The sequence below is a fragment of the Pseudalkalibacillus sp. SCS-8 genome (assembly GCF_040126055.1).
In the GTDB taxonomy this organism is placed as follows: Bacteria; Bacillota; Bacilli; order Bacillales; family Fictibacillaceae; genus Pseudalkalibacillus; species Pseudalkalibacillus nanhaiensis.
Genome location: NZ_CP143541.1, coordinates 1,395,000 through 1,421,284, shown reverse-complemented (window position 1 = coordinate 1,421,284; position 26,285 = coordinate 1,395,000). Strand labels below are relative to the sequence as shown.

Here is a 26,285-nt window from a genome sequence, read left to right as displayed (position 1 = left end):
TCCCCATGGACATTACTAATTTAATTTGTATAACGATGTCGATAATTGGAGATTAATATAATAATAATATCCTATTTTCGAGAAATATATAAGAAAAATTTCCACTCTTCACCACTTTTCTTCAAATTTGGAATAAGATTGTGTATCTTTACGGTACAAAATGACAACTGCAAACGCAAATGGTCACATATACAGCACATATAAATGAGAGTTCCGGCCTAGTTCATACACGACACTCCCATGTTTAGCTCGAACGGAAGGAAGGGTAGTGTTATACCATCAACATATAGAAAAGGAGATGGCAAAATGAACTACAACTCAATCATGCAGGAATGGTCCGCCTACCTTGGCAAACTACCTGACCTGATCGTAGCACTATTGGTCCTGCTTGTAGGCTGGATCATCGCGAAAGGAATTGAAAGTGTCGTCCGTCGTGCTTTAAAAAAGACCAGTGTGGACGACAAACTGTTTAGAGGGCAAAACAAGAAATATTCATCAGAAAAAATCGTAAGTAAAATCGTCTACTATTTGATTCTTGTCTTCGTCTTCATCATGTTCTTCAACATACTTAGCTTGAGTTTCATCGCAACACCGCTTGTCAGTATGTTAGAAGCGATCACTGCGACGGTGCCGAATGTATTGAAGGCTGCATTGATCCTTCTATTAGGCTGGATTGTTGCATCTGTTCTTAGCTGGGCAGTGAGAAAGTTCAGTAAAGGGACAGGTGTAGAGAAGCTGTTGAGGAAATGGAACATCACAAAGAGCGATGAAGAAGCAAGTAAAGCTATTCATAACGCTTCGAAAATCGTATTCTATTTAGTACTATTAATCTTCTTACCTGGTGTTCTATCAGCACTTGAAATAACAGGGACAAGCGAACCATTTGCAAACATGATCGGAAGCCTTCTTGCATTCTTACCGAAACTGTTTGCTGCAGCACTGATCGTCCTGATTGGTTGGGTTGTGGCGAAGATCGTCCGGGATATTCTGACAAACTTCTTGAAGAGTATCGGGACTGAACGAGCTGCAGAGCGTCTCGGCCTTTCGAAATTCTTTGAGGGAACAAGCTTATCTTCTGTCATCGGCACAATCGTGTTTGTCTTGATTTTGATTCCGACGGTCATTTCAGCACTAGAGCAGCTGGATATTAAAGGCATATCCGATCCTGCCATCGCCATGCTGAACGACATTTTGACTATGCTGCCGAACATTGCGGTCGCTATCGCTTTGATTTTGGTCGGAATGTTCGTTGGAAAATGGATACGTTCCATTGTTACCTCCCTACTTGAACGACTAGGGTTCAATTCCATTCTGAAGCACATGGGAATCGGTAGATGGAATCCATCTGAATCAAGAGTCAGCCTTTCTGAGATTGTCGGTTATGTAGCTCAAATCTTCGTAGTGCTCTTGTTTGTAGTAGAAGCTCTTGAACTGATCCAGTTGGATTTCCTTGTTTCACTTGCAGCAGCCATAATTGGATATCTGCCAGCATTATTTGCTGCGATTATCATTCTTGCCATTGGCCTCTACATTGGAAACCTTGTCAAGAAGCTGCTTCTCAATATTCTTGAAGGTCCAAGCTATCAAGTGTTAGCTAGTGTTGCAAAGTATACAATCATCGTATTAGCCTTTTTCATGGCTCTTGATCAACTCGGAGTAGCAGACTCCATTGTCAATTCTGCGTTCATCCTCATTCTTGGAGCACTGGCCCTTGCGTTCGGCCTATCCTTTGGACTGGGTGGAAAAGAGTTTGCAGCTAAGCATCTTCGAAATTTGGATGCTAAGATCGATCAAATGAGCGTTAACCGATCAAACAATAATGCTGATAACACTGATTTCAATGACCCAAACAACTTATCTTAATGAAATGACAAAGGCTGCTCCTATCAAAGGAGCAGCCTTTTTTATGTGAAAGCTTTCTATTCCATCAACAGATGCTTTTCAAGACGGCTTATGTCATTATCCGCACCAATAACAATCAAGATGTCCCCTTCTCGGATGGTATGTGTAGCCTGAGGAGATACGACAATATCATCGTTCCGTTTGATGGCCATGACGTTACAACCATAATTCGCGCGTATATCCAATTCAATAAGGGTTTTGTCATGCATTTTCTTACTTGCAATCAATTCGACAATACTGTGTTCATCTGAAAGCTCCAAGTAATCGAGAACGTTATTCGACATGATATTATGCGCAATCCGTTGCCCCATATCCCTTTCAGGATGGACGATACGATCAGCGCCTATCTTTCTGAGCACTTTTTCATGATAATCATTTTGTGCTTTTACCGTAATATGGGCAACACCCAATTCCTTAAGGATCAGTGTCGTCAAGATACTAGCTTGAATGTTATCACCGATTGCAACGATAACATGATCAAAATTTCGCACACCCAGACTTTTCAGAACGCTTTCATCTGTGGCATCTGCAATGACAGCATGGGTAGCAATAGAAGAGAATTCGTTAACACGATCTTCATCACTGTCTATTGCAAGCACCTCCATGTCATTGTTGCTTAGAGAACGGCAAATGCTTCCACCGAAGCGTCCTAAACCGATTACAGCGAATTGCTTTTTCACAATTACTCCCCCAATTGCCATTAACGTTAAATCTCATCATATTGTACCATACATCTGAATCATTTTTCCCTGCTTCCTTCTACATATTTAGCATCGAATAAGAACATACGCATAAGAAGAATCAATGATGGAATGAGTAGAAGAAGTCCTGCGATAAAGGCTATGACTAATGCTATACCCATCGTTTCATTCGTAAAGCCTGCATCGATTGTAATGTAAGGATATAGAATATATGGTAAATGTGAAATACCATACCCGAAGAAGGCGAAAAAGAATTGCAGCATCACAAATATGAAGGCCATTCCGTAACGTTTATTCCGATAGACAAACCACACAGCTATATTAAAACAGATAAAGGATATCAGGAAAAAATAGGAATATTCAAGCATGCTGTTAAAGTGCTCAAGATTATGGTCACGTAATGCTAAAAAGACAAGAAAGCTTGCTAAAATGGTTGGTGGACTCCAAAAGAGGGCATACTTCCTCAACAAATCCAACGCAGCCCAATCCTTCGCTTTACTTGCATAAAAGGACAAAAACATTGCACTTATATAGAGCACACTCACGATTGCCAGCAACACGACCGACCAAGAATAGAAGCTGGTGAACAATTCTTCCACAAGGAAAATCACAGCCCCGTTTTCTTCCACAATAAAACCGCCTTCTGAAATAGTGAGTGCAGTGGATAAGGAAGCGGGAATGAGCAATCCTGTCGCACCATATAGAAACGTATACAGGTGACTGTCTTTCGCTCCATAATTACCAAAAGCGTAAAAAGAGCCTCTAATGGCAAGAAGTACGAGAGCAATACTTCCTGGGACAAGCAATGCTGTCCCGTAGTAATACGCCGTGCTTGGAAAGAAACCGACCAAGCCTACAAAGAAGAAGACAAAAAAGACATTCGTAACTTCCCAAACAGGCGACAGATACCGACTGATAATGTTATTGATGATATGATCCCTCTTCGTGATTTTTCCATAATAGGCAAAGAACCCAGCACCAAAATCAATGGACGCGACGATCAAATACCCATAAAGGAAAATCCAAAGAACGGTTATACCAAGTAATTGTATCTCCATACTAGCCCTCCTTACCGTTCCATCTGCTCGAATTCTGTCTCAACCGGGTTATCCTTGAACATTTTCAGCAATACAACCGTACAGATCCAGCCAAGTACAATATAAAGACCGAGGAAGAGGAGGAACATCGCACCGACATGGTCACTTGTCGTAGCACCCTCCACTGTCTTCATGACATGCCATAAAATCCATGGCTGACGCCCTACCTCTGAAAAAATCCATCCTGCTTCGATGGCGAGCATAGAAAGAGGTCCCGAAGCGACAATTGCCCACAAGAACACCCTCGAATGGTGCCATGATCTGTTCCACCTTTGCAGGACAAGGTATAAGGTTGATAGAGCTGCTAAAAACATTCCGATACCGACCATCAAATCAAAAAGGTAGTGGATGAACAATGGAGCGGTCTCTTCTTTCGGAAATTCCTCAAGACCAATTACTTCAGCATTTGGGTCGCCATGGGCAAGGATACTCAAGAATTTAGGTAGACGAAGCGCATATTTTACTTCACCATTCTCATCCAACACTCCCCCTACAATCAGATCCGCACCCTTTTCCGTTTCGAAATGCCATTCAGCAGCTGCCAATTTTTCAGGTTGATATTTTGCAAGATATTTTCCTGAAAAATCGCCGATGATAGCCGTAGCAATGGCAAAAACGAATGCAGTGACCATGGTGAAATGTAACGCCTTCTTGTAATACTCTGTCTGTCCCTTTTTCAAAATAAGAAAAGCTGTAACTGCTGCAAGTACAAAAGCGGACGTCAAATAGGCGGATGAAATGACATGTGCCGCTTTCGTCGGTGTTGCCGGATTGAACATCGCCACCAGTGGCTGGATTTCTGTTAACTTGCCATTATCGAGCTTAAAGCCCTTCGGTGCATTCATAAAAGCATTAACGGTTGATATGAAAAAAGCGGACGCCGACGAACCGATGACGACAGGCACTGATATCAACCAATGATAATAGGGGTTCTCGAACCGGTCCCATGTATAGAGATAGATCCCTAAGAAAATGGCTTCAAAAAAGAAAGCAAACGTCTCCAAGAATAACGGTAATCCGATAACTTGACCCGCTACCTCCATAAAGCTCGGCCATAATAATGATAATTGAAGACCGATACATGTTCCTGTAACAACACCGACAGCAACCGTTACGACGAACCCTCTTGTCCATCTTCTCGCAAGAAGTCGATAATGTGGATCATTACGACGAATACCGATCCATTCAGCTCCACTAATCAGCAAGGGGACTCCGACACCTAGCGTTGCAAAGATGATATGGAATCCTAATGTAAGACTTGTCAACAATCGACTTAACATGGCGCTATCGAGTTCTGGCATCTTTCATCCCCCCAAAATTTGTTACAAGATTTTCTCGAACGAATCATTTTCGTGCATACATTGTTCTTTACCCTTATTCAATTTTCATGAAAACGAGAACAAGTTGCGAAATGTTACAATTCAGTTTAAAACTTAGTTTGTGACAAAATTCACAATCTGTCGCCATTCATTCTAACAGCCATCTGTAAGTTTGTGAAGTGTTGAGCATAATGTATTTGGTAAGACCTAAATGAAAGAAGCTGACCTCGAAAGGTCAGCTCCTTTTTACATCGCATCTAGCATTTTGAATTGGGAAACGATTAAATCGTAATACTCTCCCTTTTGCTTCATTAAGGAATCATGATTTCCTTGTTCTATCAAGGTGCCATGATCGAGCACGAAGATATTGTCTGCTTCTCTGATTGTAGATAGCCTGTGGGCGATGATGATCGCTGTTCGCCCTTTCAATAACGTCTTGAGCGCATTCTGGATCTTCAATTCGGTTTCTGTATCAATACTTGCAGTAGCTTCATCAAGTATGAGGATTCTAGGGTCAGCCAACAAGGCCCGTGCAAAGGAAATCAATTGCCTTTCCCCTACTGACAAGACATTCCCTCTCTCTTCTACCTCTGTTTCATATCCATTATCCAATTTTTCAATGAATGCACCTGCGCCTACCGCTTCCGCAGCATGAATCACTTCTTCATCAGTAGCATCAGGCTTACCGAACCGTATGTTTTCCATAATCGTCCCAGAGAAGATAAACGTGTCCTGTAAGACGACACTTACCTTCTGACGCAGGCTATCCAGTTTAACATCCTTTAAATCGACATCGTCAATTTTCACCTTACCCTTAGTAGGATCATAGAACCGGCTGATCAAGTTGGCAATCGTCGTTTTTCCTGAGCCTGTGTGGCCGACAAGCGCAACTGTTTCTCCTGCTCCAATCGTCAGATTGATTCCGTCCAATGCTTTACGCTTTTCATCATAGGCAAATTCGACATCTTCAAATTCGATTTTACCGTCAATGTCTTTGAAGGTAATTGCATCCTTCCTCTCAGATACATTCGGTTTCTCATCAAGGAATTCAAATATACGTTCACTGGAAGCCATCGCGACTAGTAATTGATTGTATACCTGCCCCATTCTGGAGATTGGTTCCCAGAACATACCGAGATAAAAAGCAAAGGTGACGAATACGCCATAGTCCATTCCGTTCCTGATAAGGTGGACACCATACCAGATCAAAATAGCTGTTCCAATTGCATTCGACATTTCAACAAACGGTCTGAATACGGCACTTTTCTTGGTTGCATCACGCCAGCTTTCGAATGTTTCTCCATTCACACCTTCGAAAAAGCCCATATTCTCTCGCTCTTGCGTATACGATTGTGTAACGCGTATTCCCTGGATGCTTTCATTCAAATGGGAATTCATTTTTGCTTGTTTTATCCGTACAGTTTGCCAGGACCTTCGAATATTGCGTCGTAGCTTCGTTGATATGAAGAACATGATTGGGAGTACAATCATGATCGCAAGAGTAAGTTCAGGACTCAGCACGAACATGATGACGAGTATACCAACCAATAGGATGAAGTCCATCAAAAGATTGATGACCCCGTTCGTAAACAACTCCTGAAGTGAGTTTACATCATTGATGATCCGGACGAGGATGGAGCCTCCTGAACGCTGATCGAAGAAACGATGCGATAAACGCTGAATATGCTTGAACAAACCTTGACGGATATCATAGATGATATATTGCCCTAACTGATTGGTCCATTTAATTCTGAAGGTATTTGCTATCCAGGAGAGGATATATAGCCCAAGGATACCGACAATGAGCTGTACGAGCAGACCTTCGTCCTTATCTTTGATCGCATGGTCGAACAGGAGCACCCCGATGAAGATCGGTATGACCAGACGGACTCCAGTTGTAATCAACATCGTGATGATTGCTTTAGGCAGCAGGTTTTTTTTATATGGACTCATAAATCCAAATAATCGGAAAAGCTGTTGCCAATTGAATTGCTTTTCGATCGCTCGATCTTGCGAATAATGAAACCTTTTCTTTGTATTTGATTTTGTCTCCATCTCATTCACCCCCGTCAACCTGTCTTCTTTTCCTTGATAGCAGCTTTATCTTGATATTGGATATCGTACACTCTTCTGTACATACCTTCCTGATTGATCAATTCATCGTGTGTTCCTCGTTGAGCGACTCTGCCTTCTTCAAGAACAAGAATTTCATCTGCATGCTTCAAGGAGGAGATACGGTGAGCGATGATGAATGTCGTACGATCCTTCATCACTTCCTGGAATGCCTTTTGTATCTTGAATTCCGTTTCCATATCAACTGCACTTGTCGCATCATCAAGAATGAGTATGCTCGGATCTGATAAAATCGCCCTTGCAATGGCGATGCGTTGTTTTTGCCCCCCAGACAATCCCATGCCTCTTTCTCCGAGTACTGTGTCGTAGCCATCAGGCAATTCCGTGATGAAATCATGCGCTTGTGCACGCTTGGCAGCGTCTACGACTTTTTCGAATGCGACATCGGCATCTCCATAAGCGATGTTATCGCGTATCGTAGATGAAAATAAAAATGTTTCCTGAAGGACGACACCGACATTTTTCCGTAAGGACTTGATGGCATACTCTTTTATATCCCTGCCATCTATGAGTATGGAACCTTCGATCGGTTCGTAGAATCTTGAAATCAATTGTGTAATCGTCGTTTTTCCGGCACCGGTCGCCCCCAACAACCCAATCGTCGTTCCTTTAGGGGCTTTGAAGGATACATCCTTTAATGCAAGCTCATCTTCACTTGCATATTTGTGCGTCACATTTACGAATTCGACATCACCGTTGAGCGTTTCCATTTCAAGAGGATCCTCTACATCCTGAATATCCTCTGGTTCATCCAATATTTCGAGAAGACGTTCTCCAGAAGCCTTGGACTGGGAGAACGTGTTGATGACAAATCCGAGCATCATGATTGGCCAGATGATGTACCAGACAAGGCTGAAGAACGCCACTAATTCACCTGGCTGCAAGCTTCCTTCAAACACGAGATACCCACCATATGAAAGCAGAAATACGACACACAAATGTCCGATCAGCTCCATCAGTGGGAAGTATTTCGCCCAAATATCGGATGTATTCAAGTAATTATCTCGATAATCCTTGTTATTGTTTACAAACTTTCCGATCTCAAAGTCTTCTCTGGACAAAGACTTGATCGTATTGATTCCACTGACGTTTTCTTGCACCTTTGTATTCAAGCGTCCCATTGATTTCCGAATCCCTCTGAAGGCAGGATGGACACGCTTGTCAAATCGATACACCGCAATGGCGAGGAATGGCAGCATCCCTAGTGTGACGAGAGCCAATGGAATCGAATAGTAGAACATGACAGCTAAACTGAACGAAACCAATAGGAGGAAGTTAATGATTTGAGCGAAACCGAAGGATAAAAAGAACCGAAACCCCTCGACATCAGCAGTCAATCGTGACATCAGGTCTCCGGTCTTCGCATTGTCATAATATCTGAACGGTAAATACTGAAGTTTCTTATAGAGTGCTTCTCGTAATTTATATACCGCCGTGACCCCGAAAAGATCTCCCAAATATTGATGAAAAAACGTCGCTGTCCCTTTTATCATCATCACGAGTATGAAACCGATCGCTAAGTAAGGTATCCACTTATATTGTCCCGATATAATGACTTCGTCGATTGTAAATTGGAGCAGCATCGGGTAGATGACTGTGATTCCTGAAACGAACAATAAAGAAAAAACGGATAAGAAGAAATACTTGCGATAAGGCCAATAAAACTCTTTCAAACGTTTGAATGTTTCCATGAAGACACCTGCCTTTTTTATGTATTGTTTAAAAAGTCATAATATACATAATATAACGGATTCCGAAATAAATAACCATAATTTTGCTCTTATTCGTCCATCACACATTTTCTAACAGGTTGAAAAAGCCAGGATGACAGGAGTTATAAGGAATGCCCATATAAATGTTTTAATTTTCTGATTAATTCTTCGATATAAAAAGGCTGACCAGACGGCCAGCCTTTCTCTAGATTTGCTGATTGAATATTAAAGAGTTTCTTGACCTGGTTTCCAGTTCGCAGGGCAAAGTCCACCAGTTTGAAGTGCTTGTAGTACACGTAGTGTTTCATCAACGTCACGTCCGATGTTGTTGTGGTTCACTACAGAGTACATAAGTTCACCCTCTGGGCTGATGATGAATAGCCCGCGTAGTGCTACACCTTCTTCTTCAATAAGAACGCCATATTCTTCAGATACTTTGTGGTTCGTATCTGCAGCTAGTGGATATTTCAATTGTCCAAGACCGTTGTCATCACGGTTCGTGTTGATCCATGCAAGGTGAGTGTGGATTGTATCAGTGGATACACCAATCACTTCAGCATCTAGATCTTCAAACTCATCGTAACGATCACTTAGTGCAGTGATTTCTGTCGGGCAAACGAAAGTGAAGTCCATTGGATAGAAGAAAAGGACTGTCCACTTGTCATTTTTCATGTTTTCTTCAAGGCTTACTTTACCGAATTCTTTGTTTGGAAGTACCGCATCCATTTCGAAGCGCGGTGCTTGTTTTGCTACCATACGTTCTGCCATTGTGTAAAACCTCCTGAAAGATGAAAGATTTTATTAAAAAAGGTTCAAGTACAGGTAAGCTTGTCCTGCTACTTCCCCTTTCTTAACTCCATTATATCTACAGCTATATTATAGTTAATCCATTTTTAATAGTCAATATTAAATGAGAATTAATTTAAAATAGCCTCATCGACAAGATTACTATTCCCAATTTCTTCATTATCTAATCGGGAAAAGACCTGCCCTTCATTATTTTATCGTGTTTCATCTACTATCTCAAAGGATATACTTATAAATGGACATATCGATTGCGATTTACCGCTTGTATTCGTTATAGTGATACTAGCCTAGCGATTATGTAATAAGGAGTTGACGTTAATTGCCAGAAATTATAGCTAATATTCAATGGGCAGAAGTATTAAGAAATCTTGGAATCGTAACAATTAAACTTATCCTCATTCTTATTGTGTATGGAATTGCAAAAGGAATTGGGAACCGGATCATCAATTCTTCCTTTCAAAAGCTGGAAGAAAAGAAAGACATGTCCGAAGGAAGAGCACAAACCCTTAAAAGTTTGACTAAAAGCATCTACGGATATGTATTAATTTTCATATTGGTTGTTGTCGTAATGGGAACCTTCGGCATCAGCATAGCTGGCTTACTTGCTGGTGCAGGTGTTATAGGACTTGCAATTGGTTTTGGTGCACAAGGACTAGTCAGTGATGTTGTTACTGGATTTTTCATCCTACTCGAAAAGCAGCTTGATGTTGGAGATTATGTAACTGCAGCCGGAATGGATGGAATTGTTGAAGAAACTGGTTTACGTACCACACATATTCGTGGTTTCGATGGAACATTACATTACGTACCAAACCGTAACATCAGTACAGTGAGCAATCATACTCGTGGAAACATGAGAGCGCTGGTCGATATCGGTATTTCATACGATGATGATATTGATAAAGCGATCCAAGTCCTGCAGGAGGCATGTGATCGTGTTGCAGAATCCAACGAGGACATCGTGGATGGACCGAATGTAGTCGGCGTACAGTCGCTTGGTTCATCAGATGTTGTCATCCGTGTCATTGCTCAAGCGAAAACGAATATGCAGTGGGCTGTCGAGCGTGAATTACGTAAAGCAATGAAACAAGCGCTTGATGCAAACGGAATCGAAATCCCATTCCCACATCAAGTCTATATTCACAAAAACGAAAACAACGACTAAGTTTATCTGACCAACTTTCAGGGTACCCTTCTTATCAAAAGGAGGGTACTTTTTTATGCCATACGATAAGAAAAGTGAACTGCCTGACCAAGTAAAGGATAACCTACTAAAAAAACACGCTCAAGAAATCTATAAAGAGGCTTTCAATTCAGCGAGTGAACAGTATGATCAAGAGAAGACGGCTCACAAAGTTGCATGGAGTGCAGTAAAAGAGAAATACACAAAGAATGAAAATGACAATTGGGTCAAAAAAGATGACTAAGAAAAAAGGGATAGCTGACAGCTATCCCTTTCCCTTTTATTATGGATTATTGTTGTTGGAAACGTTGGTCGATTTGTTGACAAACATCATCTGCTGACATTCCATGTGCATTGATGACAGATCCTTGTGTCATGGTATTCTGGATCCCCATTACGTTTTCATCCTGTCCTGTGATTACACAGCAATCACAATCAGCGGCATCTTGTTCTTGCTGAAGCTGCTTCACTTCATATCCTTTACTTTGCAAAGCCTCTTGTACAGCAGATAATGAATGTTCTACTCCAATTCGTGGCATACCTTCCACCTCCTCCATACTTTCTCTTAAGTTAACCGTATGTGGCAGGCGATATGCACATACATGAATACGCTTGAAGGACACATCCGCTGTATTTTGATATCGTTTTGTCCTTCATTCGCTGTATGAAGGACATTTCTGCTATTGTTTGAGGGTGTTTTGTCCTTCATCACCCTTATGAAGATCCTTTCCACTGTATTCTGAGCTCATTTTGATCTTCATCGCCCTATTGAGGATCTTTTCCGCTGGATTCTGAGCTTATTTTGATCTTCATCGCCCTTATGAAGATCTTTTCCGCTATTCCTGACACTCATTTCGGTCCTCAACCCCTTAACCAACATTTTCAACCAAAAAAAAAAGAGCCCTAACTCGGACTCTAATTCGATTTATAGTTTAGGTACTCAATGAGCAAATTCACCGCTACTTCAAGAGCATCTTCCTTCGGCTCTATTCTTGAATGATGAAGGCCGTATGGTGTATCGACGCCTAACCAGAACATGAATCCGGGAATCTCTTTCAAGAAATAACCGAAATCTTCTCCAGTCATCGCCTTATCACTTACAATAAGATCATACTTGCTATCCTGGACGAACTTCATGAATTCTCGAGTCAATTGTGGTTCATTATCCACCTGATAATAGTTCGAACCATAATCGATTTCAGCTTCACATTCAAACCCGGTTTCAATACCAGCAACAAGTGCTTCGATCCGTTTCTTCACTTTGCCCATCGCTTCTGGTGATAATGTCCGGATCGTTCCCTCGATCCGAGCTTTCTCAGCAATGATGTTCTGCTTCGTCCCACCAGTGATTTTACCGATTGTAACGACAGCCGAGTCCAACGGGTCGATATTCCTTGAAACGATCGTCTGCATCATGGAAACAAGATTACTTGCTGCTACGACCATATCATTCGCTTTATGCGGATAAGCCGCATGGCCGCCTTTCCCCGTCAAGTCGATGAAAAGCTCAGAAGTGTTGGCGAACAATAAGCCTTCTTTCGTCCCAATCGTACCGACAGGCAGATCCGGTGCTATATGCAGGGCAACCATCATATCAGGACGGAAGGCATTGAATACCTCACTTTCCAAGATCGGCAATGCTCCTCCTGGGCCTTCTTCAGCTGGTTGAAATACGAACAACAGGTTATCCTTCGGTTGATTTGATGCAAAATGGGAAAGCACACCTAAGGCGATAGTCATGTGGAAATCATGGCCACAAGCATGCATCATGCCTGGATGCTCTGATTTAAATTCGTAAGTCGTCTCCTCTTCAATTGGCAACCCATCAATATCAGCTCTGTAACCCACTGTTTTATCAGGTTTCGCTCCATGCACCTTCACCAATAGTCCTGTCTTCCATTCAACGACCTCAAGGTTTTCTTGAGGTAACGATTGGATGTGATTCAACAAAAAGCGCTGGGTCTTCACTTCTTGAAAACCCAGCTCTGGTATACGGTGAAGAGAGCGGCGGATTTCGATGAGATCATCGCGTGACATCATTTCTGCCCTCTCCTTTTTTCAATTAATCTTCTTTCAACTGGCGTAATTCTTGCTTGATTTCTGTTTTCCCTTTCGTCTTCTCATCAATTTTCTTGATGACCCTTGCTGGTGTTCCAGCTACGACAGACATTGGAGGGACATCTTCTGTTACGACCGCTCCTGCAGCGACAACAGAACCTTCACCAACTGTCACACCTTCAAGAATGACAGCATTTGCACCAACTACAACCCCATCTTCAACAACAACAGGCTTTGCAGAAGGAGGTTCAATGACCCCTGCCAACACGGACCCAGCACCGATGTGACAATTCTTTCCTACAGTTGCACGACCGCCCAATACCACGTTCATATCGATCATTGTACCTTCACCAACGACGGATCCGATATTAATCATTGCGCCCATCATGATTACTGCATTCTTGCCGATTTCAACTTGGTCACGAATGACCGCGCCAGGCTCAATTCGGGCTTGTACACCTTTCAGGTCCAGCAAAGGAATCGCAGAGTTTCGGCGATCGTTCTCTACGACATAATCTTCAATTGAAGCTTCGTTTTCTTCGATTGCGTTTTTGATTTCCTTCCATTCACCAAAAAGGACACCAGTGTTCCCAGTAATGAAGGCTTTCGTGTTCGAACCGAAATCGATTCCTTCAATATCCCCTTTAATATGTACCTTTACAGGTGTAGACTTTTCACTATTTTGAATAAACGAGATGATCTCGTTTGCATCCATCATTTTCATAATCCGTTTCCTCCTTCATTTTCTCTTTCAATCGGATTCATTTTATCGTATTTTCCTTCTGTTGTTAAGTAACACCGTTTTCCTTCATTTCTTTTATGAGATCGATGAAGGCTTTCACCTGCTTCAGTTGTTGGGCCGCTTCACTATAAATGATCCACGTATCCCGTATCAACGGTTCCTTTTTTTCATTCATGATCGGAATCGTATGGAAGTGAGGATCCTGTTTCGGCAAGCTGATGGAAGGCAGTATCGCATAACCGATCCCATTCAATGCCATTTGCTTGCACGTTTCAATCTGATCGACGACGATCGTCCGTTTCGGTGAGGATTTGAATTGTCTGACCCACCAGTCCTGAATTTCCTGATAATAGGTGGAGTGACTTTTGAATTGAATGAACGGTCTTGTCGTTTCCTCCAACTCTCCAAGTGACCTGATCTTCGTATCGACCAGATGGAGCTCATCCGATAACAAATGTTCTTTTGGACCTTTCCAATCCGGATATCCTCGGATGACACCGACATGGAAATGATCACGATAAAGCTGGCGCTGAACCTCACTGCTCCATCCCGTAACCAACGATATCTTGACATTCGGATAACGATCGACATATTCCTTCAATACCTTCGGGAGCCAATACTGTCCGATGATGGAAGCGACCGCTAATTTCAATGTTCCATGAACGACATCTCCCATCGACAATACTTCGTCTCTGATTTCTTCTTCTGTCTGTATGGTCTGATTGACAAATTCAATTACCTTTTCACCAGCTGGTGTCAAGGTCAACCCTTTTTGAGAACGGATGAACAGCTTCGCGCCCCAACGCTGTTCAATGGATTGAAGCCTCTGGCTAAGTGCGGGCTGTGAAACATAAAGCCTTTCCGAAGCTTTCCGCATGTTCAGTTCTTCTGCGAGTATATTCAGTACATGGAATTCCGTCATTTGCATGACTCTTCACACACCTTGGTCCATAAGTTTTTCTTATCATAAAGTATAAATTATTCGTCATTTTATTATAACGAATACTGCCATAAGATAACACTATAAGAACACTTGGAAGAAGGTACCAGTAATGTTCCTATTATTAATCACTATTGGTTTCATTGCTACGTTCATCGGAACCTTGTCGGGAAGCGGTGGTTTGATCAACCTGCCTGCCATGCTTGTCGCGGGAGTTCCAATCCACACGGCAATCGCATCAAATAAGTTTTCAAATATGATCAGTTCATTTTCAAGTTTTTATGTATTGTTGAGGAAAAAGGAAGTCCAATTCCAATCTGCTGCCAAAATAGCCCCATTCAGCCTTGCTGGTGGTGTAATCGGTGGATTAATCGCCTCCTCCCTATCTGAAAAGACGATGTTGTTGATTGGAATCGGCCTGTTGATCTTCGCTTTCCTCCTATCGTTCTTGAAAAAACCTCCAAAGGTTGATGATGGGACAGAGCGACTTACCAAATGGTCATACCCAGGTCTCTTCGGCATCGGCACCTATGACGGCATGTTCGGTCCTGGGCAAGCGACCTTTCAGATGTATCTGTTCTTTTACCAGGGTGTTTCATATCTCAGAACGATAGCCTATACCCGGTTCAATACCTTCTTAAGCTGTTTAGGAGCATTTGTCAGCTTTTATTTTGCAGGACACTTGGATTGGAATATTGCGTTCCCTCTAGCTCTCGGTTCATTGATTGGAGCACAGATAGCCGTCAGACTCGCAGGGAAATTTTCAAAGTCTACCGTCAAACTCATTCTGAGAGTTATCACGATTTTACTTTTACTACAATTAATGTATCAAATGATTGGAGGAAAGCTATCATGACAAAAATTCGTTTTGAAAGATTGCACCATGTCCAAGTATGTATCCCGACAGGTGAAGAGGATACTGCCCGGAGCTTTTATACGGGTGTTCTAGGTTTGCAGGAAATTGAGAAACCTGACGCGTTAAAACCAAACGGTGGATTATGGTACGAAGTTGCTGGTATTGAACTTCACATCGGTACAGAGCCTCATACCGAACAAAGTAAAAGACACCCTGCTTTTGAAATTTCAAATTTGGAGCAGGTCAAAGATCACCTCATCAAAGAAGGTGTCAAAACCAAAGAAGAAACCGAAATTCCTGGTATGAAGCGATTCTCATTTTTTGATCCGTTCAACAATCGTATTGAGTTCTTAGAAAAATGTTAAATAGAGAAAGGAGGCTGACACGGAATGTCAACCTCCTTTTTACGTTTCATGATCTGTTTTGTCTTTTTTCGGTAGGAAAATGATAAGGACGAAGCTAATAACTGCAAGGATGAACACACCGATATATACACGGTCTAATGCAAGGTTGAATCCTTCCTGCAGAATTGCTAATGTCTCCCTGCTCAATTCCTCGCGACGTTTTTCGTCAAGAAGGATATTGGCAGCATCAATCGATAAGGATTCCTTAAGATCTGCACCTTTCTCTTGCAGATAAGCATGAAGCTTATTGTTCAGAACCCCACCTAGTAGTGTAGCACCGATCGCACTACCTAGGATCCTCATGAACATATTTGAAGCCGTCGCTACCCCTCGCTTTTTCCAATCAACGGCAGATTGAATGGACACGATGAAGGTTGTTGTCGAGAGCCCCATTCCGACACCGATGATGAATGAACCGATTCCAGCCCAGATCGGACCTTTTGATGGGTCAAGCATCATGAAGAAAACCGACCCGATGACAAGTGCAATCCCCCCGCCGACCGCAACGGTACGGAAGCCCCATTTTATAATTAATTTTCCGGCTAGAGTCGAGGCGATCGGCCACCCTATGGACATCGTCGTCAACGTAAATCCAGCGACCAGAGGAGATTCCTCCATCACACCTTGCACATAAGCCGGAAGAAAGGAGGATATACCGAACAATATCGCTCCACTGGTCAACGAAGCAAGGTTCGCAATCGTAATGGATCGATCCTGCCATATGCTAAGGGGCATAGTCGGTTCCTGGGCTCTCTTTTCCTGTAAGATGAAAAATACGACGCTTATAACGGAAAAACCGAATAAGCCAAAGATCTGCCAAGAGGTCCAAGGGAAAGCTACACCACCTTGAATCAATGCGAACATCAGGCTGCTTACGGCCGCGAAAATCAAAAACGCACCAAGATAATCAATATTATGCTTCTTCTTTTCAACATCTTCATGAAGGAATAAAAGCGTCCCTAATATAGCGAGGATACCAAGGGGAATGTTCAACCAGAATACCCATGACCAGTTCCAATAGAGGACGATGAATCCGCCTAAGGCGGGTCCGATAACGGCTGATATTCCCCATACACTAGCAAGATACCCCTGGATTTTCGCTCGTTCTTCCATCGTATACATATCTCCGACGATCGTGGTTGCAATAGGCATGACCGCCCCAGCTCCTAAACCTTGGATGAACCGGAATAAGACCAATGCTTCCATTGTTTCAGCCAATCCACACAAGAAAGACCCGATCATGAACATGCTGACCCCGAATGTAAAAACCGGCTTTCTGCCGAACAAATCCGAAAGCTTCCCATAAATCAAGATGGTGACAGCCTGCATCAATAAATAGGCTGAGAAAACCCAACTGTATAACCGGAAGCCTCCTAAATCAGCTACGATACTCGGCATGGCAGTCGATACGATTGTCCCCTCAATCGCAGCCATGAACATCGCTAGGATGACTGCTGCGAGTACAAGTGGTCTCATTGTTGATTTTTCTTTAATCCCCGTTAGAATATCTTCTTTCGTCATACTTCCACTTCCAATTTTCGAATGTAAACTCCTCCCATTATATCAGTCTATCGTCTAATTATAATCAGAACCAACGTTTTCTCTTGAAATAAAGTATCATGCCAAGCGTCATCGCAATCATCAATCCCCAAACCACCGGATAGGCATAAGGTTCATCCAATTCGGGCATGTACATGAAATTCATACCGTAAATTCCTGCGACAAATGTCAAGGGAATGAAAATCGTCGAAACGATCGTCAATACTTTCATGACCTCGTTCATCTTGTTGCTCACACTGGAAAAATAAACATCCAATAAATTCGCAGCCATCGTTCTCGTCATTTCAACGGTATCCATGACGTGAATGATATGGTCACTAACATCCTTCAAATAGAATCCTGTATTCAAGTCGATTACTTTTGTTTTCTCAAGACCTGTAATGATTTCTTTTACAGGCCAGACAATCTTCCGTAAATGCATCCCGATGTTTTTATAATAATAAATTTGCTGAAGGACCGTTTGATCCGGGTTCATCACCATATCTTCCTCAATCTGCTCGATGTCTGAAGAGATCCTCTCTGATTCAATCAAATATTGGTCGACGATTGCATCGAGAATCGAATAAACGAGATACCCTGCTGACATATGGCGGATCTTTCCTAGGTTTTGGCGAATCGCTTTTCGGACAGGTTCGAGTACATCCCCTTCCCGCTCCTGAATCGTGAAAATTGTCTGGTCTTTAATGATGATGCTGATCTGTTCCTCTTCAATCTCGACCTCTTCCTTATTGAACCAAACCATCTTCAATATCATAACGACGTAATCATTCAAGATATTGATTTTCGGTCGATGTTCCGTGTTTAGTATGTCTTCAATCAACAATGGATGGACACCATACTCATCTCGAATCGTTTTAAATACGCTGATGTCGTCCAGACCTTCGATATTCACCCAGGTAACGGAATTGGAATCTGTGTATGGAAAGATATCCTTTATATGATTCATTTTCCTTTCAACTAAATTCTCACCAAGGTAATCGATTATGGATATTTTTGTTTTGGAGGCTTCCTCATCTCCTACATAGACAAGGGATCCTGGAGGAAGCCCTTTCTTCTTTTCCATTTCTTTTTCTTTACTCATGCTTTCACCACCAGTACTGAAAATGAATGTCGATTCATTATAAGTCCCATTCTATTTCTGTCGAATCTTAAGAACTTTAGACGAATCTATTTTCTTTTTTTTATTTTTGTATGATAATGTACAAGGCTAATCTTTCTATATACGGAGGGAAGGGTAATGTTATCATTGACAATCGAGCGCAAGCGTGCACAAATGTTAGAAACCGCTAAAATATACGGCATGTCATCGACAGAAACATTGAAATGCAGTCAAGAATTAGACCGTCTTCTGCATCTTCATCTCTCAAATCAGCTTCGTGATCGAAGGGTTGAACTTAAAAAGATTTCTTAGAAATTGTATCTCACTATATTTCGTTTAGTGAAATAAATACAAGAATCATGCTCCATTTTGGCTCCTCTACTTTCAACCTTCACCTAAGCATCCTACACATCAATTGTAAATCTAATATACCCTGACTTCTATTGTTGAACACTTTCATAACTCTCATATTTATTTACAGAAGAATATTAGGATGAATTAGATGAGTAATCAAAACATCCATTACGATGTGGTTGGCACATTGTTATGGATGTTTTTTGTTCCCTATATCATTTGGACAATTTTTGAGGAGGAGTTGAACGGTAGAACTTAGCGGATGAATAAGTCTATTGTTAATATAAAAAAGCCACTTCCCTATATGGAAAGTGGCTAAATTTAGTATGTATGGTGACCCGTACTGGGCTCGAACCAGTGACCTCTACCCTGTCAAGGTAGCGCTCTCCCAACTGAGCTAACGGATCGTTTGTTTTCAACGACAATTACTACTATACTTCCATCTTACTTAAAAGTCAATAGACTTTTTTATATTTTTGAAGGGTGGGACCCAAATACCATTTCAGGTCCCCTATTGGCCATTTACCCAATTCGTTCTTCTTCATCTCTTTTTCGAATTTCTTCTTCTTTCAGGTTTTCTTCTCTGTCACGGATGCGGTGAGCCAGTCTGCTGGAAGCATTTGCAGCAAGGCTTGCAATCAGATCATCCAGGAATGTATGAACCCCATTCCCTTTCTTCGTATCTAATTTTTCAATAATACCGATCTTTTGTTTATCAAGATGGCCGAAGGTTGTGATGGCGATACTTCCGTATCCTAAAACAGCTCCCATCGCGATGGTTTCATCGATGCCGAACAGACCCTCGTCTGTTTCGACGATGGATTGGAGCGGTTCTGACAATTTGTTTTGTTCAGCCAATTTATCTAACTCAATTCCTACTAGCAAGGCGTGTTGGATCTCTCTTTTTTCCAGTACGGCTTCAACACTCTCAATACAGTCTTCCATTTTTAATGTCGGGGCATAAGGAATCTGCATTTCGTAGACGATTTCAGCAACATCAATGATGCGGATTCCACGTTCTTTCAGGAGCTCCATTGTTGCCGCCTTCACTTCTTTACTGTGTATACGTTTCTTCATCTTGCGACTCCCCTCTCTATACCAGCGCATTTGGCTTGCTTATAAACAGTATAACATTTATGTTACAATCAATCTCAGATAAATCCTTTTGTTTGAAAAAGCGAAAAAAATCGGAGGATGATGTTCCATGCAGCAAAAAGGAAAACGAGAACAACAAACAATTCATAGCGATATTCTTGGTGAAGAAATTGAACTACACGTTTATTTACCGCCATCCTATACACCGTTATTAAGGTATTCCGTTTTAATTGCCCAGGACGGAAAAGACTATTTCAATATGGGAAAAATCCATCGATCAGCTGAAACATTGTTTGAGGATCACGCAATTGAGGAATTCATCATCGTAGGAGTTCCATATAAAGATGTCCAGGACCGCAGAAGGAAGTATCATCCAGAAGGTGAGCAACAAGCAAAATACGTCAGGTTCCTGGTTAATGAACTTCTTCCGTATATTGAAGATCAATACTCAACCCTTGAACTCGCAAGTGCACGGGCTCTGATCGGCAGCTCACTCGGCGCGACGGTATCCCTGGTAACAGCATTGGAATACCCAAGGACTTTTGGTAAAGTTGCCTTGCAATCCCCTTACGTCGACGATAGTGTGCTTGATCGAGTGTCTGCATTCAAGGACCCTTCACTTCTATCCATCTACCATGTAGCGGGTAAGCATGAAGATGAAGTGGAGACGACAAATGGTAAGGTGAAGAATTTCATCGAACCTAACAGGGAATTGAACCGTGTATTTTCTAATAAAACTTTTGATTATTATTATGAAGAATTTGACGGTGATCATAAGTGGACCTATTGGCAGCCGGATATACCAAAAGCCTTAAAATTCTTGTTCTCTGAGTAAGTGACGGTTCATTGAATACCTGTATGAAATAGTTAGAAAATTTGCTATAATGAAGGTGCTCAATATCAAAAGAAACTGGATGAAGCACGAGGAGGGAAATTATGAAATACGGTATTGCAATATTTCCATCAAAAAAACTACAAGACCTTGTTAACTCATATCGCAAGCGATACGATCCACATTATGCTTTGATCGCTCCTCACTTGACATTAAAAGATCCTTTCGATGTCGATGATGAAGATGAATTGAAAGAGATGGCAAAACACATACATGAAATCTCGGATAACATACAGCCGTTTGATTTGCATGTGTATAAGGTAGGTTCATTCCACCCTGTCAATAATGTCATCTATTTTAAGGTGAAAGAAGAGGAACGACTTACGAAACTTCATGAGCAGCTCCACCAAGATGAACTATACAGTGAGCGCCCATATAATTTTGTTCCGCACATCACCCTGGCCCAGAAGCTTTCTGATGAAGAGCACCATGATGTCCTTGAATCTTTGAAAATGATGGATATTGATCACACAGAAACTGTTGATCGATTCCAGTTACTGTATCAATTAGAAAATGGCTCATGGACAGTTTATGAAACGTTCCATCTCGGAAAGGTCCGATAAAAAGTGCCTCTCGTGAAGGTCGTTTCAGATGATGAACAATTAAGGGACGCCTATTCTGTCCGTTCTAAAGTTTTCATTCAAGAACAGAACGTACCTGAAGAAGAAGAAATTGATCAATATGAAAAGGACAGCATCCATTTTGTCGTATACGATTGCAATCAGGCAATCGGCGCTGCCAGACTGAGACTCATTGATGATTATGCTAAAGTAGAGAGAGTGTGTATCCTGAAGGAGTACAGAGGAACAGGTATCGGTAAACGATTAATGGAGGCAATTGAGAAAGCAGCAGCGGATCAACATGCTCAGCACATTAAACTCCATTCGCAGACCCATGCTGAAATCTTCTACAATAAATTAGGATATGAAACCAAGTCAGACATATTCATGGATGCAGGTATCCCTCATGTTGCAATGGAGAAAAAAGTCAGACCTATTTGATTTATATTAAAAAAACGGCCATTCTAGGTCGTTTTTTTCATTTTAGAGCGAATTGATGCTCATTCCGAAACAAGCACAAAATCGCCTCCCTACCCGTTCCCTTCCACTTCACTCATGTTTATTATTCCCTGTCGATGAACAAACTGAAGGTAGAACGTCATTAAACGGAGGAATTCATGTGGACTTCATGCAATTGACATTGGAGTTGATATTGGGGTTTGCAGGGCTTTTCATCGTAACTCGCCTGCTCGGAAAAACCCAAATCTCGCAAATTACACCCTTTGATTTCATTTCTTCGTTAATTTTGGGAGAATTGCTGGGGAATGCGATTTATGATGAAAATGTACATATTTTTTCGATTCTATATGCACTAATCGTTTGGGGACTACTTATTTTTTTGATTGAGTTCTGGACACAGAAAAAGAAAGGGGTCAGAGGTCTGCTTGAAGGCCAGCCCGTCATTGTCATTCATAAAGGGAAACTGGTATACCCAGCATTGAAGAAAAGTAAGCTTGATATCAATCAGTTACAAGGTTTGATTCGACAGAAGGGGTACTTTACGATTTATGATGTGGAATATGCCATATTAGAAACGAATGGAACAGTCAGTGTATTGCCAAAATCCAATGTTGATATGGTTAAGCGGGAAGACATGGAACTTCCTGAAGAAGAAGTCACCTTACCGATCTCGTTAATTCTAGATGGTGAGATTGTATATGACAATCTACAAGAACTTGGAAGAAATGAGGCATGGTTGAAGAAAAAGCTTTTGGAAAAAGACATCGTTCATGTTGGTGACGTCCTTCATGCTGAGTGGCAATCTCCAGACGAATTATTCATTACGAAGCATACACAAGCTAAATTGAAATAAAGTGGAGAACATTATCTTTTATTTCATAGCGGATCTTATTATCTTCGATTCCTTTTAAAAGATAAGCAGAAACCGCTGTACGATAAAGTGTCCAAACAGATAAATTCGGAAGCTTGACCTCCCACCTTCTGCACATTTCTTGCATGAATACCTCGAAGGAACATCCCAATGGATACGTATTCAGGATTTCATACATACTCGAAATGATTTTTACGTGATGATCATAATTCAATATGAGTGTCTTTGTCGGATCTTCTTCATATTGCCCATGACCTGGAACCATACCGATCCCGTTCATGGCTAAAAGTTTTTCAAGCGATGCTAACGTTGCATCTGCATCAATCAAAAAAGGAATCCGATGTTTTTCAAGCTGTTCCATCCCAAAATAGCTGTCTGCGGCGTATAGAATCTGCTCCACCTTTACCCCGACCTGGTAAATGCTATGACCGGGTAGTAGTATAATTTCGGATTCAATCGATCCAAAAAGAAACAACCCCTCAGAAACGACGTGATCGACGCGAATCGGCATTGCTTCAAGGAATTTGTTCCGAAGCTCATTTAATGGACGGTTACCGTTAAATAAATAGATAGGCTCCAAAATAGGGTTTTGAAGGATCGCCTCTTCAATCATAGGAGCGATGGTTTGAATATCCTTTTGCTGCTGTAAATAGTGGGCACCACCATAATGGTCAGTATGTGCATGCGTAATAAAAAGATGAGTGAGAGGTAATGAACGATCGTTCAGCTGTCGCAAAATTTTCTTCATCGCCTGCTGATCGATTCCGGTATCAATCAGTACGCCATATTCACCTTGATTCAAGTACCCGACATTAACTGGACCATTAAAGTAATAACAAATATGATTTAATTGAATCAAATTCATGAACCATCACACCATTCACAGAAGGATACATAAAAAAAATAGGGCTGACATTCGATCTGATCGATCCTTTGTCAGTCCTATACTATTTCGTTCACATTTGATCCTTTTCCTGTTAATTCTGTCAATATTTTTTGGAACGGCTTCTGATGATCGGACTTCATTCTTCCAGGCCGTTCCATTTCATTCATTTTCTCAGATACGTTTTTGAAGTGAGCTCTTTCTACCGGTTCTAATTTGTATTTGAGGGTAGAGTATACGTCTTGATCTCGACTTCCATAGATCATTCGTTGATCAGAAATATATGGTGGTACATACCCCATAAGGATCACCTGCTTTACATCCATTGTTTATTTATGATTTCTATACCCGCTTTGTTGATATAATATTCGAAAAATGATGACTTTTTTCGGGTATTAGAAATTGAGAGCGATCTGATTCATTGCTCTTACACGGAAATCCTGATCTTGAAAATAGACGAAGGCTTCAATCACAATATTGTCTTCAAATTGTTTCTTTATTGGAATTTGGAAATCGGTCAATGAAATCGTCTGATTTGGCGCAATTGTAAGATCGTGCAAAGGAGTAATCCAAATTTCCCCTCTCTCTTTCGCCTGTTGGGCCCATTCATTCTCTATATAAATCCATTGAAGACCGTCCTGCTTATCGTCCTTTACATTCGACTGTTCCATAGAACTGATCTTTCCCTTTAGGTTCGTATAGTCAATGGGCTGGAAGCGGAAACAGATCATCGGTTTACTGAGCTTCTCCATTCCATTGTTGGTCATATGGAAGCTTCCATGGATGACGTAGGACGCATCATTGCGGCAAATGAGACTGTGATTGAAATAAGCGGTTAGCTGCAGGTGTTCTTTCTCGACTTCAGTCAAATGGACATCTTCAGGTGCATGACTCTGGACCTTGACCCTTTTCTCCAAACTTTTGATTTTACTTCTGTAGCTGTCAATTTGCTTTTCTTTATCATTGATTTCTTTTTCCACCGTTTCTAACAGCTCTTCAAATCCTTTGATTTTCTTCTCCATTGCAGCCTGATTGGATTGTGATAATAACATTTTCAACCGATGAACCTCTTGATGGTAGGATTCAAGCTCTTCTTCTTTTTTCTCTAATTCATTCTTTAGGTCATCATTTTCTATAGCTTCCTTGAGCTGTATTTCCAGTTGTTCCATCTTTTCTTCTGCGAATAATAATTTCTTTTCGAGCTCCAATGATTTCTCTTGGTAATATTTCGTGCGAGAAACAAGCCGATCGTAACTCATTTCTTTATGTCGGTTCATTATAGAGGCTCCCTCCTCAACGGGATATATCCCTATTATCATTATCTTATGTATATCCCCCTCCAGACTTTACAAGAACCTCAATCTATTGGTAGAAGTGTGTACCTCCACAATAAAAGCAATGATCATCCAAAAAATAAAAGAGCGAGTCACCCCGCTCTTCAATTTGGCTATTATACTCTCTTCATCTTGATGTCATCGAATGTGACACAATCTTCGACCTTGACTTCGCCTTCTTCTGCTTCGACTACATCAGAATCAAAGAGCGTTCTGCCTCTGCGATCGATGAGCTGCAGCTGATACTGTGTACCTGAGTCTCCATCTACAACTGCGAAGTTATAATCCACTGTGCGACCGTCTACTTTACCTTCTCCACTGATGATCAACTTCAAGCCGTCTTTCGTCTTCTCACAGCAAAGTGTATCTTGATCGAATGTCGTTGCCGTGAAGTCGAAGCTGTCGCTTCCATCGCTGTTATCTTCATCTCTGAAGCTTGCACGTAATTCACTATCCACTAAGCTGCAGTCTGGGCAAATGTTAACGAGAACAGCCAGCTCTCCAGAGTGTGTAGCATCTTCCCCTGTTTCTCCACTTGCTTCCCCTTCAGCAGCGCAGTCACAGTTAGGTCGCGGGAAGATATCTGGGCATTGTGGCGGAAATTCTACCTTAGGACATTGATCGACGACATCAGGTGCGATCAGATCGTTATCCCGTGGTGAACAGAACTTCGCAAGTACTTCCAGTTTAACTTCAGCTTCAACCTGGATATCCAGACAGAATGTAATCTCGATATCGAAGCTTTCAGGTGCTGGAGAATTAAGAAGTACTGTACCAGAAGGAATGCGGCAGAAGATCTTCGAAACTTTACAGAACAGATCTGTTCCGTCAGGATAGCAAAGTACGAAGGATTCAAATACAGATGCATTGATGTTCGACTTCGTTACGATGCAACCGTGGCGATCCACAACGAGAATTCTGAGATCCGTACTGATTAATAATTCCACCAATTGCGCATCAACAAATCCACCATTCGTCGAAACGGTTACATCACGCTTTTCTCCGACCTGCTCGCAGATGAATTCAAGCCTATCATCATCATGATCATGGTCATGACTTCTTCTGTTGTTAAGAGGGAAAATTGGTGGTGTTTCCGGCGGTTCACAGATGATACGTAAAGGGCGACGACTTGGATCTTCCATCGCTTCTTCAATTTCACAAATCTGTTCCCGGGTAAAAAGAACCGTCTTACGAACGGTAAGTGCATCGGTTACCCAGTCGTACACTTTTTGTACGCGTATACACTCATCCTGTAAGCTATTCTGAGCTTTAGGTATTTTGTGCTTTTTATGACTCATAGTTTCCCTTCCTTTCTTCATCATGA

At 41.6% G+C, this 26,285-nt stretch carries 27 protein-coding genes and 1 tRNA gene; 10 read left to right on the top strand and 18 right to left on the bottom strand.

Features of this window, described 5'->3' with window-relative positions; genetic code table 11:
• The first annotated feature begins 306 nt into the window (after positions 1-306).
• Complete coding sequence (locus V1497_RS07350; protein WP_349410327.1) at positions 307-1,863, top strand: mechanosensitive ion channel; 1,557 nt, start codon at positions 307-309, stop codon at positions 1,861-1,863.
• 56 nt (positions 1,864-1,919) lie between these two features.
• Here V1497_RS07350 and V1497_RS07345 read toward each other — a convergent pair whose 3' ends face one another.
• The 6 genes from V1497_RS07345 to V1497_RS07320 form a co-directional block, all read right to left on the bottom strand.
• On the bottom strand, positions 1,920-2,582 hold the full coding sequence (locus tag V1497_RS07345) for a potassium channel family protein (RefSeq protein WP_414703607.1): 663 nt from the start codon (positions 2,580-2,582) through the stop codon (positions 1,920-1,922).
• 59 nt (positions 2,583-2,641) lie between these two features.
• Complete coding sequence (locus tag V1497_RS07340) at positions 2,642-3,661, bottom strand: cytochrome d ubiquinol oxidase subunit II (RefSeq protein WP_349410326.1); 1,020 nt, start codon at positions 3,659-3,661, stop codon at positions 2,642-2,644.
• A gap of 11 nt (positions 3,662-3,672) precedes the next feature.
• On the bottom strand, positions 3,673-5,001 hold the full coding sequence (locus V1497_RS07335) for a cytochrome ubiquinol oxidase subunit I (protein ID WP_349410325.1): 1,329 nt from the start codon (positions 4,999-5,001) through the stop codon (positions 3,673-3,675).
• Between the two features lie 264 nt (positions 5,002-5,265).
• Complete coding sequence (locus V1497_RS07330) at positions 5,266-7,074, bottom strand: ABC transporter ATP-binding protein (RefSeq protein WP_349410324.1); 1,809 nt, start codon at positions 7,072-7,074, stop codon at positions 5,266-5,268.
• 14 nt (positions 7,075-7,088) lie between these two features.
• Positions 7,089-8,843, bottom strand: a complete 1,755-nt coding sequence (locus V1497_RS07325; RefSeq protein WP_349410323.1) for an ABC transporter ATP-binding protein — start codon at positions 8,841-8,843, stop codon at positions 7,089-7,091.
• A 246-nt stretch (positions 8,844-9,089) separates the two neighbouring features.
• Positions 9,090-9,632 (bottom strand): peroxiredoxin, encoded by a 543-nt coding sequence (locus V1497_RS07320; protein WP_349410322.1) that lies wholly within the window; start codon positions 9,630-9,632, stop codon positions 9,090-9,092.
• A gap of 358 nt (positions 9,633-9,990) precedes the next feature.
• Here V1497_RS07320 and V1497_RS07315 point away from each other — a divergent pair, with 358 nt between their 5' ends.
• On the top strand, positions 9,991-10,836 hold the full coding sequence (locus tag V1497_RS07315) for a mechanosensitive ion channel family protein (protein ID WP_349410321.1): 846 nt from the start codon (positions 9,991-9,993) through the stop codon (positions 10,834-10,836).
• A gap of 55 nt (positions 10,837-10,891) precedes the next feature.
• Positions 10,892-11,098, top strand: coding sequence for a ChaB family protein (locus V1497_RS07310; protein ID WP_349410320.1), 207 nt, complete (start codon positions 10,892-10,894; stop codon positions 11,096-11,098).
• A 46-nt stretch (positions 11,099-11,144) separates the two neighbouring features.
• On the opposite strand, the gene V1497_RS07305 is transcribed toward V1497_RS07310, so the two are convergent.
• The 4 genes from V1497_RS07305 to V1497_RS07290 form a co-directional block, all read right to left on the bottom strand.
• Positions 11,145-11,393 carry a YkuS family protein gene (locus V1497_RS07305; RefSeq protein WP_349410319.1) on the bottom strand — a complete coding sequence of 83 codons (249 nt, stop codon included), beginning with the start codon at positions 11,391-11,393 and terminating at the stop codon, positions 11,145-11,147.
• A 376-nt stretch (positions 11,394-11,769) separates the two neighbouring features.
• Positions 11,770-12,891, bottom strand: coding sequence for an N-acetyldiaminopimelate deacetylase (locus V1497_RS07300; RefSeq protein ID WP_349410763.1), 1,122 nt, complete (start codon positions 12,889-12,891; stop codon positions 11,770-11,772).
• A gap of 25 nt (positions 12,892-12,916) precedes the next feature.
• Positions 12,917-13,636 carry a 2,3,4,5-tetrahydropyridine-2,6-dicarboxylate N-acetyltransferase gene (dapD, locus tag V1497_RS07295; protein ID WP_349410318.1) on the bottom strand — a complete coding sequence of 240 codons (720 nt, stop codon included), beginning with the start codon at positions 13,634-13,636 and terminating at the stop codon, positions 12,917-12,919.
• Between the two features lie 64 nt (positions 13,637-13,700).
• Complete coding sequence (locus tag V1497_RS07290) at positions 13,701-14,582, bottom strand: LysR family transcriptional regulator (protein ID WP_349410317.1); 882 nt, start codon at positions 14,580-14,582, stop codon at positions 13,701-13,703.
• 124 nt (positions 14,583-14,706) lie between these two features.
• Here V1497_RS07290 and V1497_RS07285 point away from each other — a divergent pair, with 124 nt between their 5' ends.
• On the top strand, positions 14,707-15,450 hold the full coding sequence (locus tag V1497_RS07285; protein WP_349410316.1) for a sulfite exporter TauE/SafE family protein: 744 nt from the start codon (positions 14,707-14,709) through the stop codon (positions 15,448-15,450).
• Positions 15,447-15,815: a VOC family protein gene (locus V1497_RS07280; RefSeq protein WP_349410315.1), complete on the top strand. Its 369-nt coding sequence runs from the start codon at positions 15,447-15,449 to the stop codon at positions 15,813-15,815. Before V1497_RS07285 ends, V1497_RS07280 begins: the two co-directional genes overlap by 4 nt.
• Before the next feature lie 39 nt (positions 15,816-15,854).
• Here V1497_RS07280 and V1497_RS07275 read toward each other — a convergent pair whose 3' ends face one another.
• Positions 15,855-17,375, bottom strand: coding sequence for an MDR family MFS transporter (locus tag V1497_RS07275; RefSeq protein WP_349410314.1), 1,521 nt, complete (start codon positions 17,373-17,375; stop codon positions 15,855-15,857).
• Positions 17,376-17,439: 64 nt separating this feature from the next.
• A complete protein-coding gene (gene corA / locus V1497_RS07270) occupies positions 17,440-18,495 on the bottom strand; it encodes a magnesium/cobalt transporter CorA (RefSeq protein ID WP_349410313.1) in 1,056 nt (351 codons plus the stop codon).
• Positions 18,496-18,651: 156 nt separating this feature from the next.
• Here corA and V1497_RS07265 point away from each other — a divergent pair, with 156 nt between their 5' ends.
• Positions 18,652-18,825: an aspartyl-phosphate phosphatase Spo0E family protein gene (locus tag V1497_RS07265; RefSeq protein WP_349410312.1), complete on the top strand. Its 174-nt coding sequence runs from the start codon at positions 18,652-18,654 to the stop codon at positions 18,823-18,825.
• 373 nt (positions 18,826-19,198) lie between these two features.
• Here the strand turns inward: V1497_RS07265 and V1497_RS07260 are convergent.
• Together V1497_RS07260 and V1497_RS07255 are read right to left on the bottom strand one after the other, a co-directional pair.
• A tRNA-Val gene (locus V1497_RS07260) sits at positions 19,199-19,274 on the bottom strand.
• 115 nt (positions 19,275-19,389) lie between these two features.
• Positions 19,390-19,944 carry a phosphatidylglycerophosphatase A gene (locus V1497_RS07255; protein WP_349410311.1) on the bottom strand — a complete coding sequence of 185 codons (555 nt, stop codon included), beginning with the start codon at positions 19,942-19,944 and terminating at the stop codon, positions 19,390-19,392.
• Positions 19,945-20,071: 127 nt separating this feature from the next.
• Here V1497_RS07255 and V1497_RS07250 point away from each other — a divergent pair, with 127 nt between their 5' ends.
• The 4 genes from V1497_RS07250 to V1497_RS07235 all read left to right on the top strand — a co-directional run bounded on the left by V1497_RS07250 (position 20,072) and on the right by V1497_RS07235 (position 22,726).
• Complete coding sequence (locus V1497_RS07250) at positions 20,072-20,797, top strand: alpha/beta hydrolase (protein WP_349410310.1); 726 nt, start codon at positions 20,072-20,074, stop codon at positions 20,795-20,797.
• 101 nt (positions 20,798-20,898) lie between these two features.
• Complete coding sequence (locus tag V1497_RS07245) at positions 20,899-21,417, top strand: YjcG family protein (protein WP_349410309.1); 519 nt, start codon at positions 20,899-20,901, stop codon at positions 21,415-21,417.
• Positions 21,418-21,420: 3 nt separating this feature from the next.
• Positions 21,421-21,855 carry a GNAT family N-acetyltransferase gene (locus tag V1497_RS07240; protein ID WP_349410308.1) on the top strand — a complete coding sequence of 145 codons (435 nt, stop codon included), beginning with the start codon at positions 21,421-21,423 and terminating at the stop codon, positions 21,853-21,855.
• Between the two features lie 187 nt (positions 21,856-22,042).
• Positions 22,043-22,726 (top strand): DUF421 domain-containing protein, encoded by a 684-nt coding sequence (locus tag V1497_RS07235; protein ID WP_349410762.1) that lies wholly within the window; start codon positions 22,043-22,045, stop codon positions 22,724-22,726.
• Here the strand turns inward: V1497_RS07235 and V1497_RS07230 are convergent.
• The 4 genes from V1497_RS07230 to V1497_RS07215 form a co-directional block, all read right to left on the bottom strand.
• A complete protein-coding gene (locus V1497_RS07230) occupies positions 22,713-23,609 on the bottom strand; it encodes an MBL fold metallo-hydrolase (RefSeq protein WP_349410307.1) in 897 nt (298 codons plus the stop codon). The two genes, V1497_RS07235 and V1497_RS07230, sit on opposite strands and share 14 nt — an antisense overlap.
• Positions 23,610-23,686: 77 nt before the next feature.
• The gene (locus V1497_RS07225; protein WP_349410306.1) at positions 23,687-23,929 is read right to left on the bottom strand and encodes a hypothetical protein; all 243 of its coding nucleotides are present in this window, start codon (positions 23,927-23,929) and stop codon (positions 23,687-23,689) included.
• 93 nt (positions 23,930-24,022) lie between these two features.
• Positions 24,023-24,904 (bottom strand): hypothetical protein, encoded by an 882-nt coding sequence (locus V1497_RS07220; protein ID WP_349410305.1) that lies wholly within the window; start codon positions 24,902-24,904, stop codon positions 24,023-24,025.
• Positions 24,905-25,077: 173 nt separating this feature from the next.
• On the bottom strand, positions 25,078-26,259 hold the full coding sequence (locus V1497_RS07215) for a hypothetical protein (protein ID WP_349410304.1): 1,182 nt from the start codon (positions 26,257-26,259) through the stop codon (positions 25,078-25,080).
• Positions 26,260-26,285: the final 26 nt, after the last annotated feature.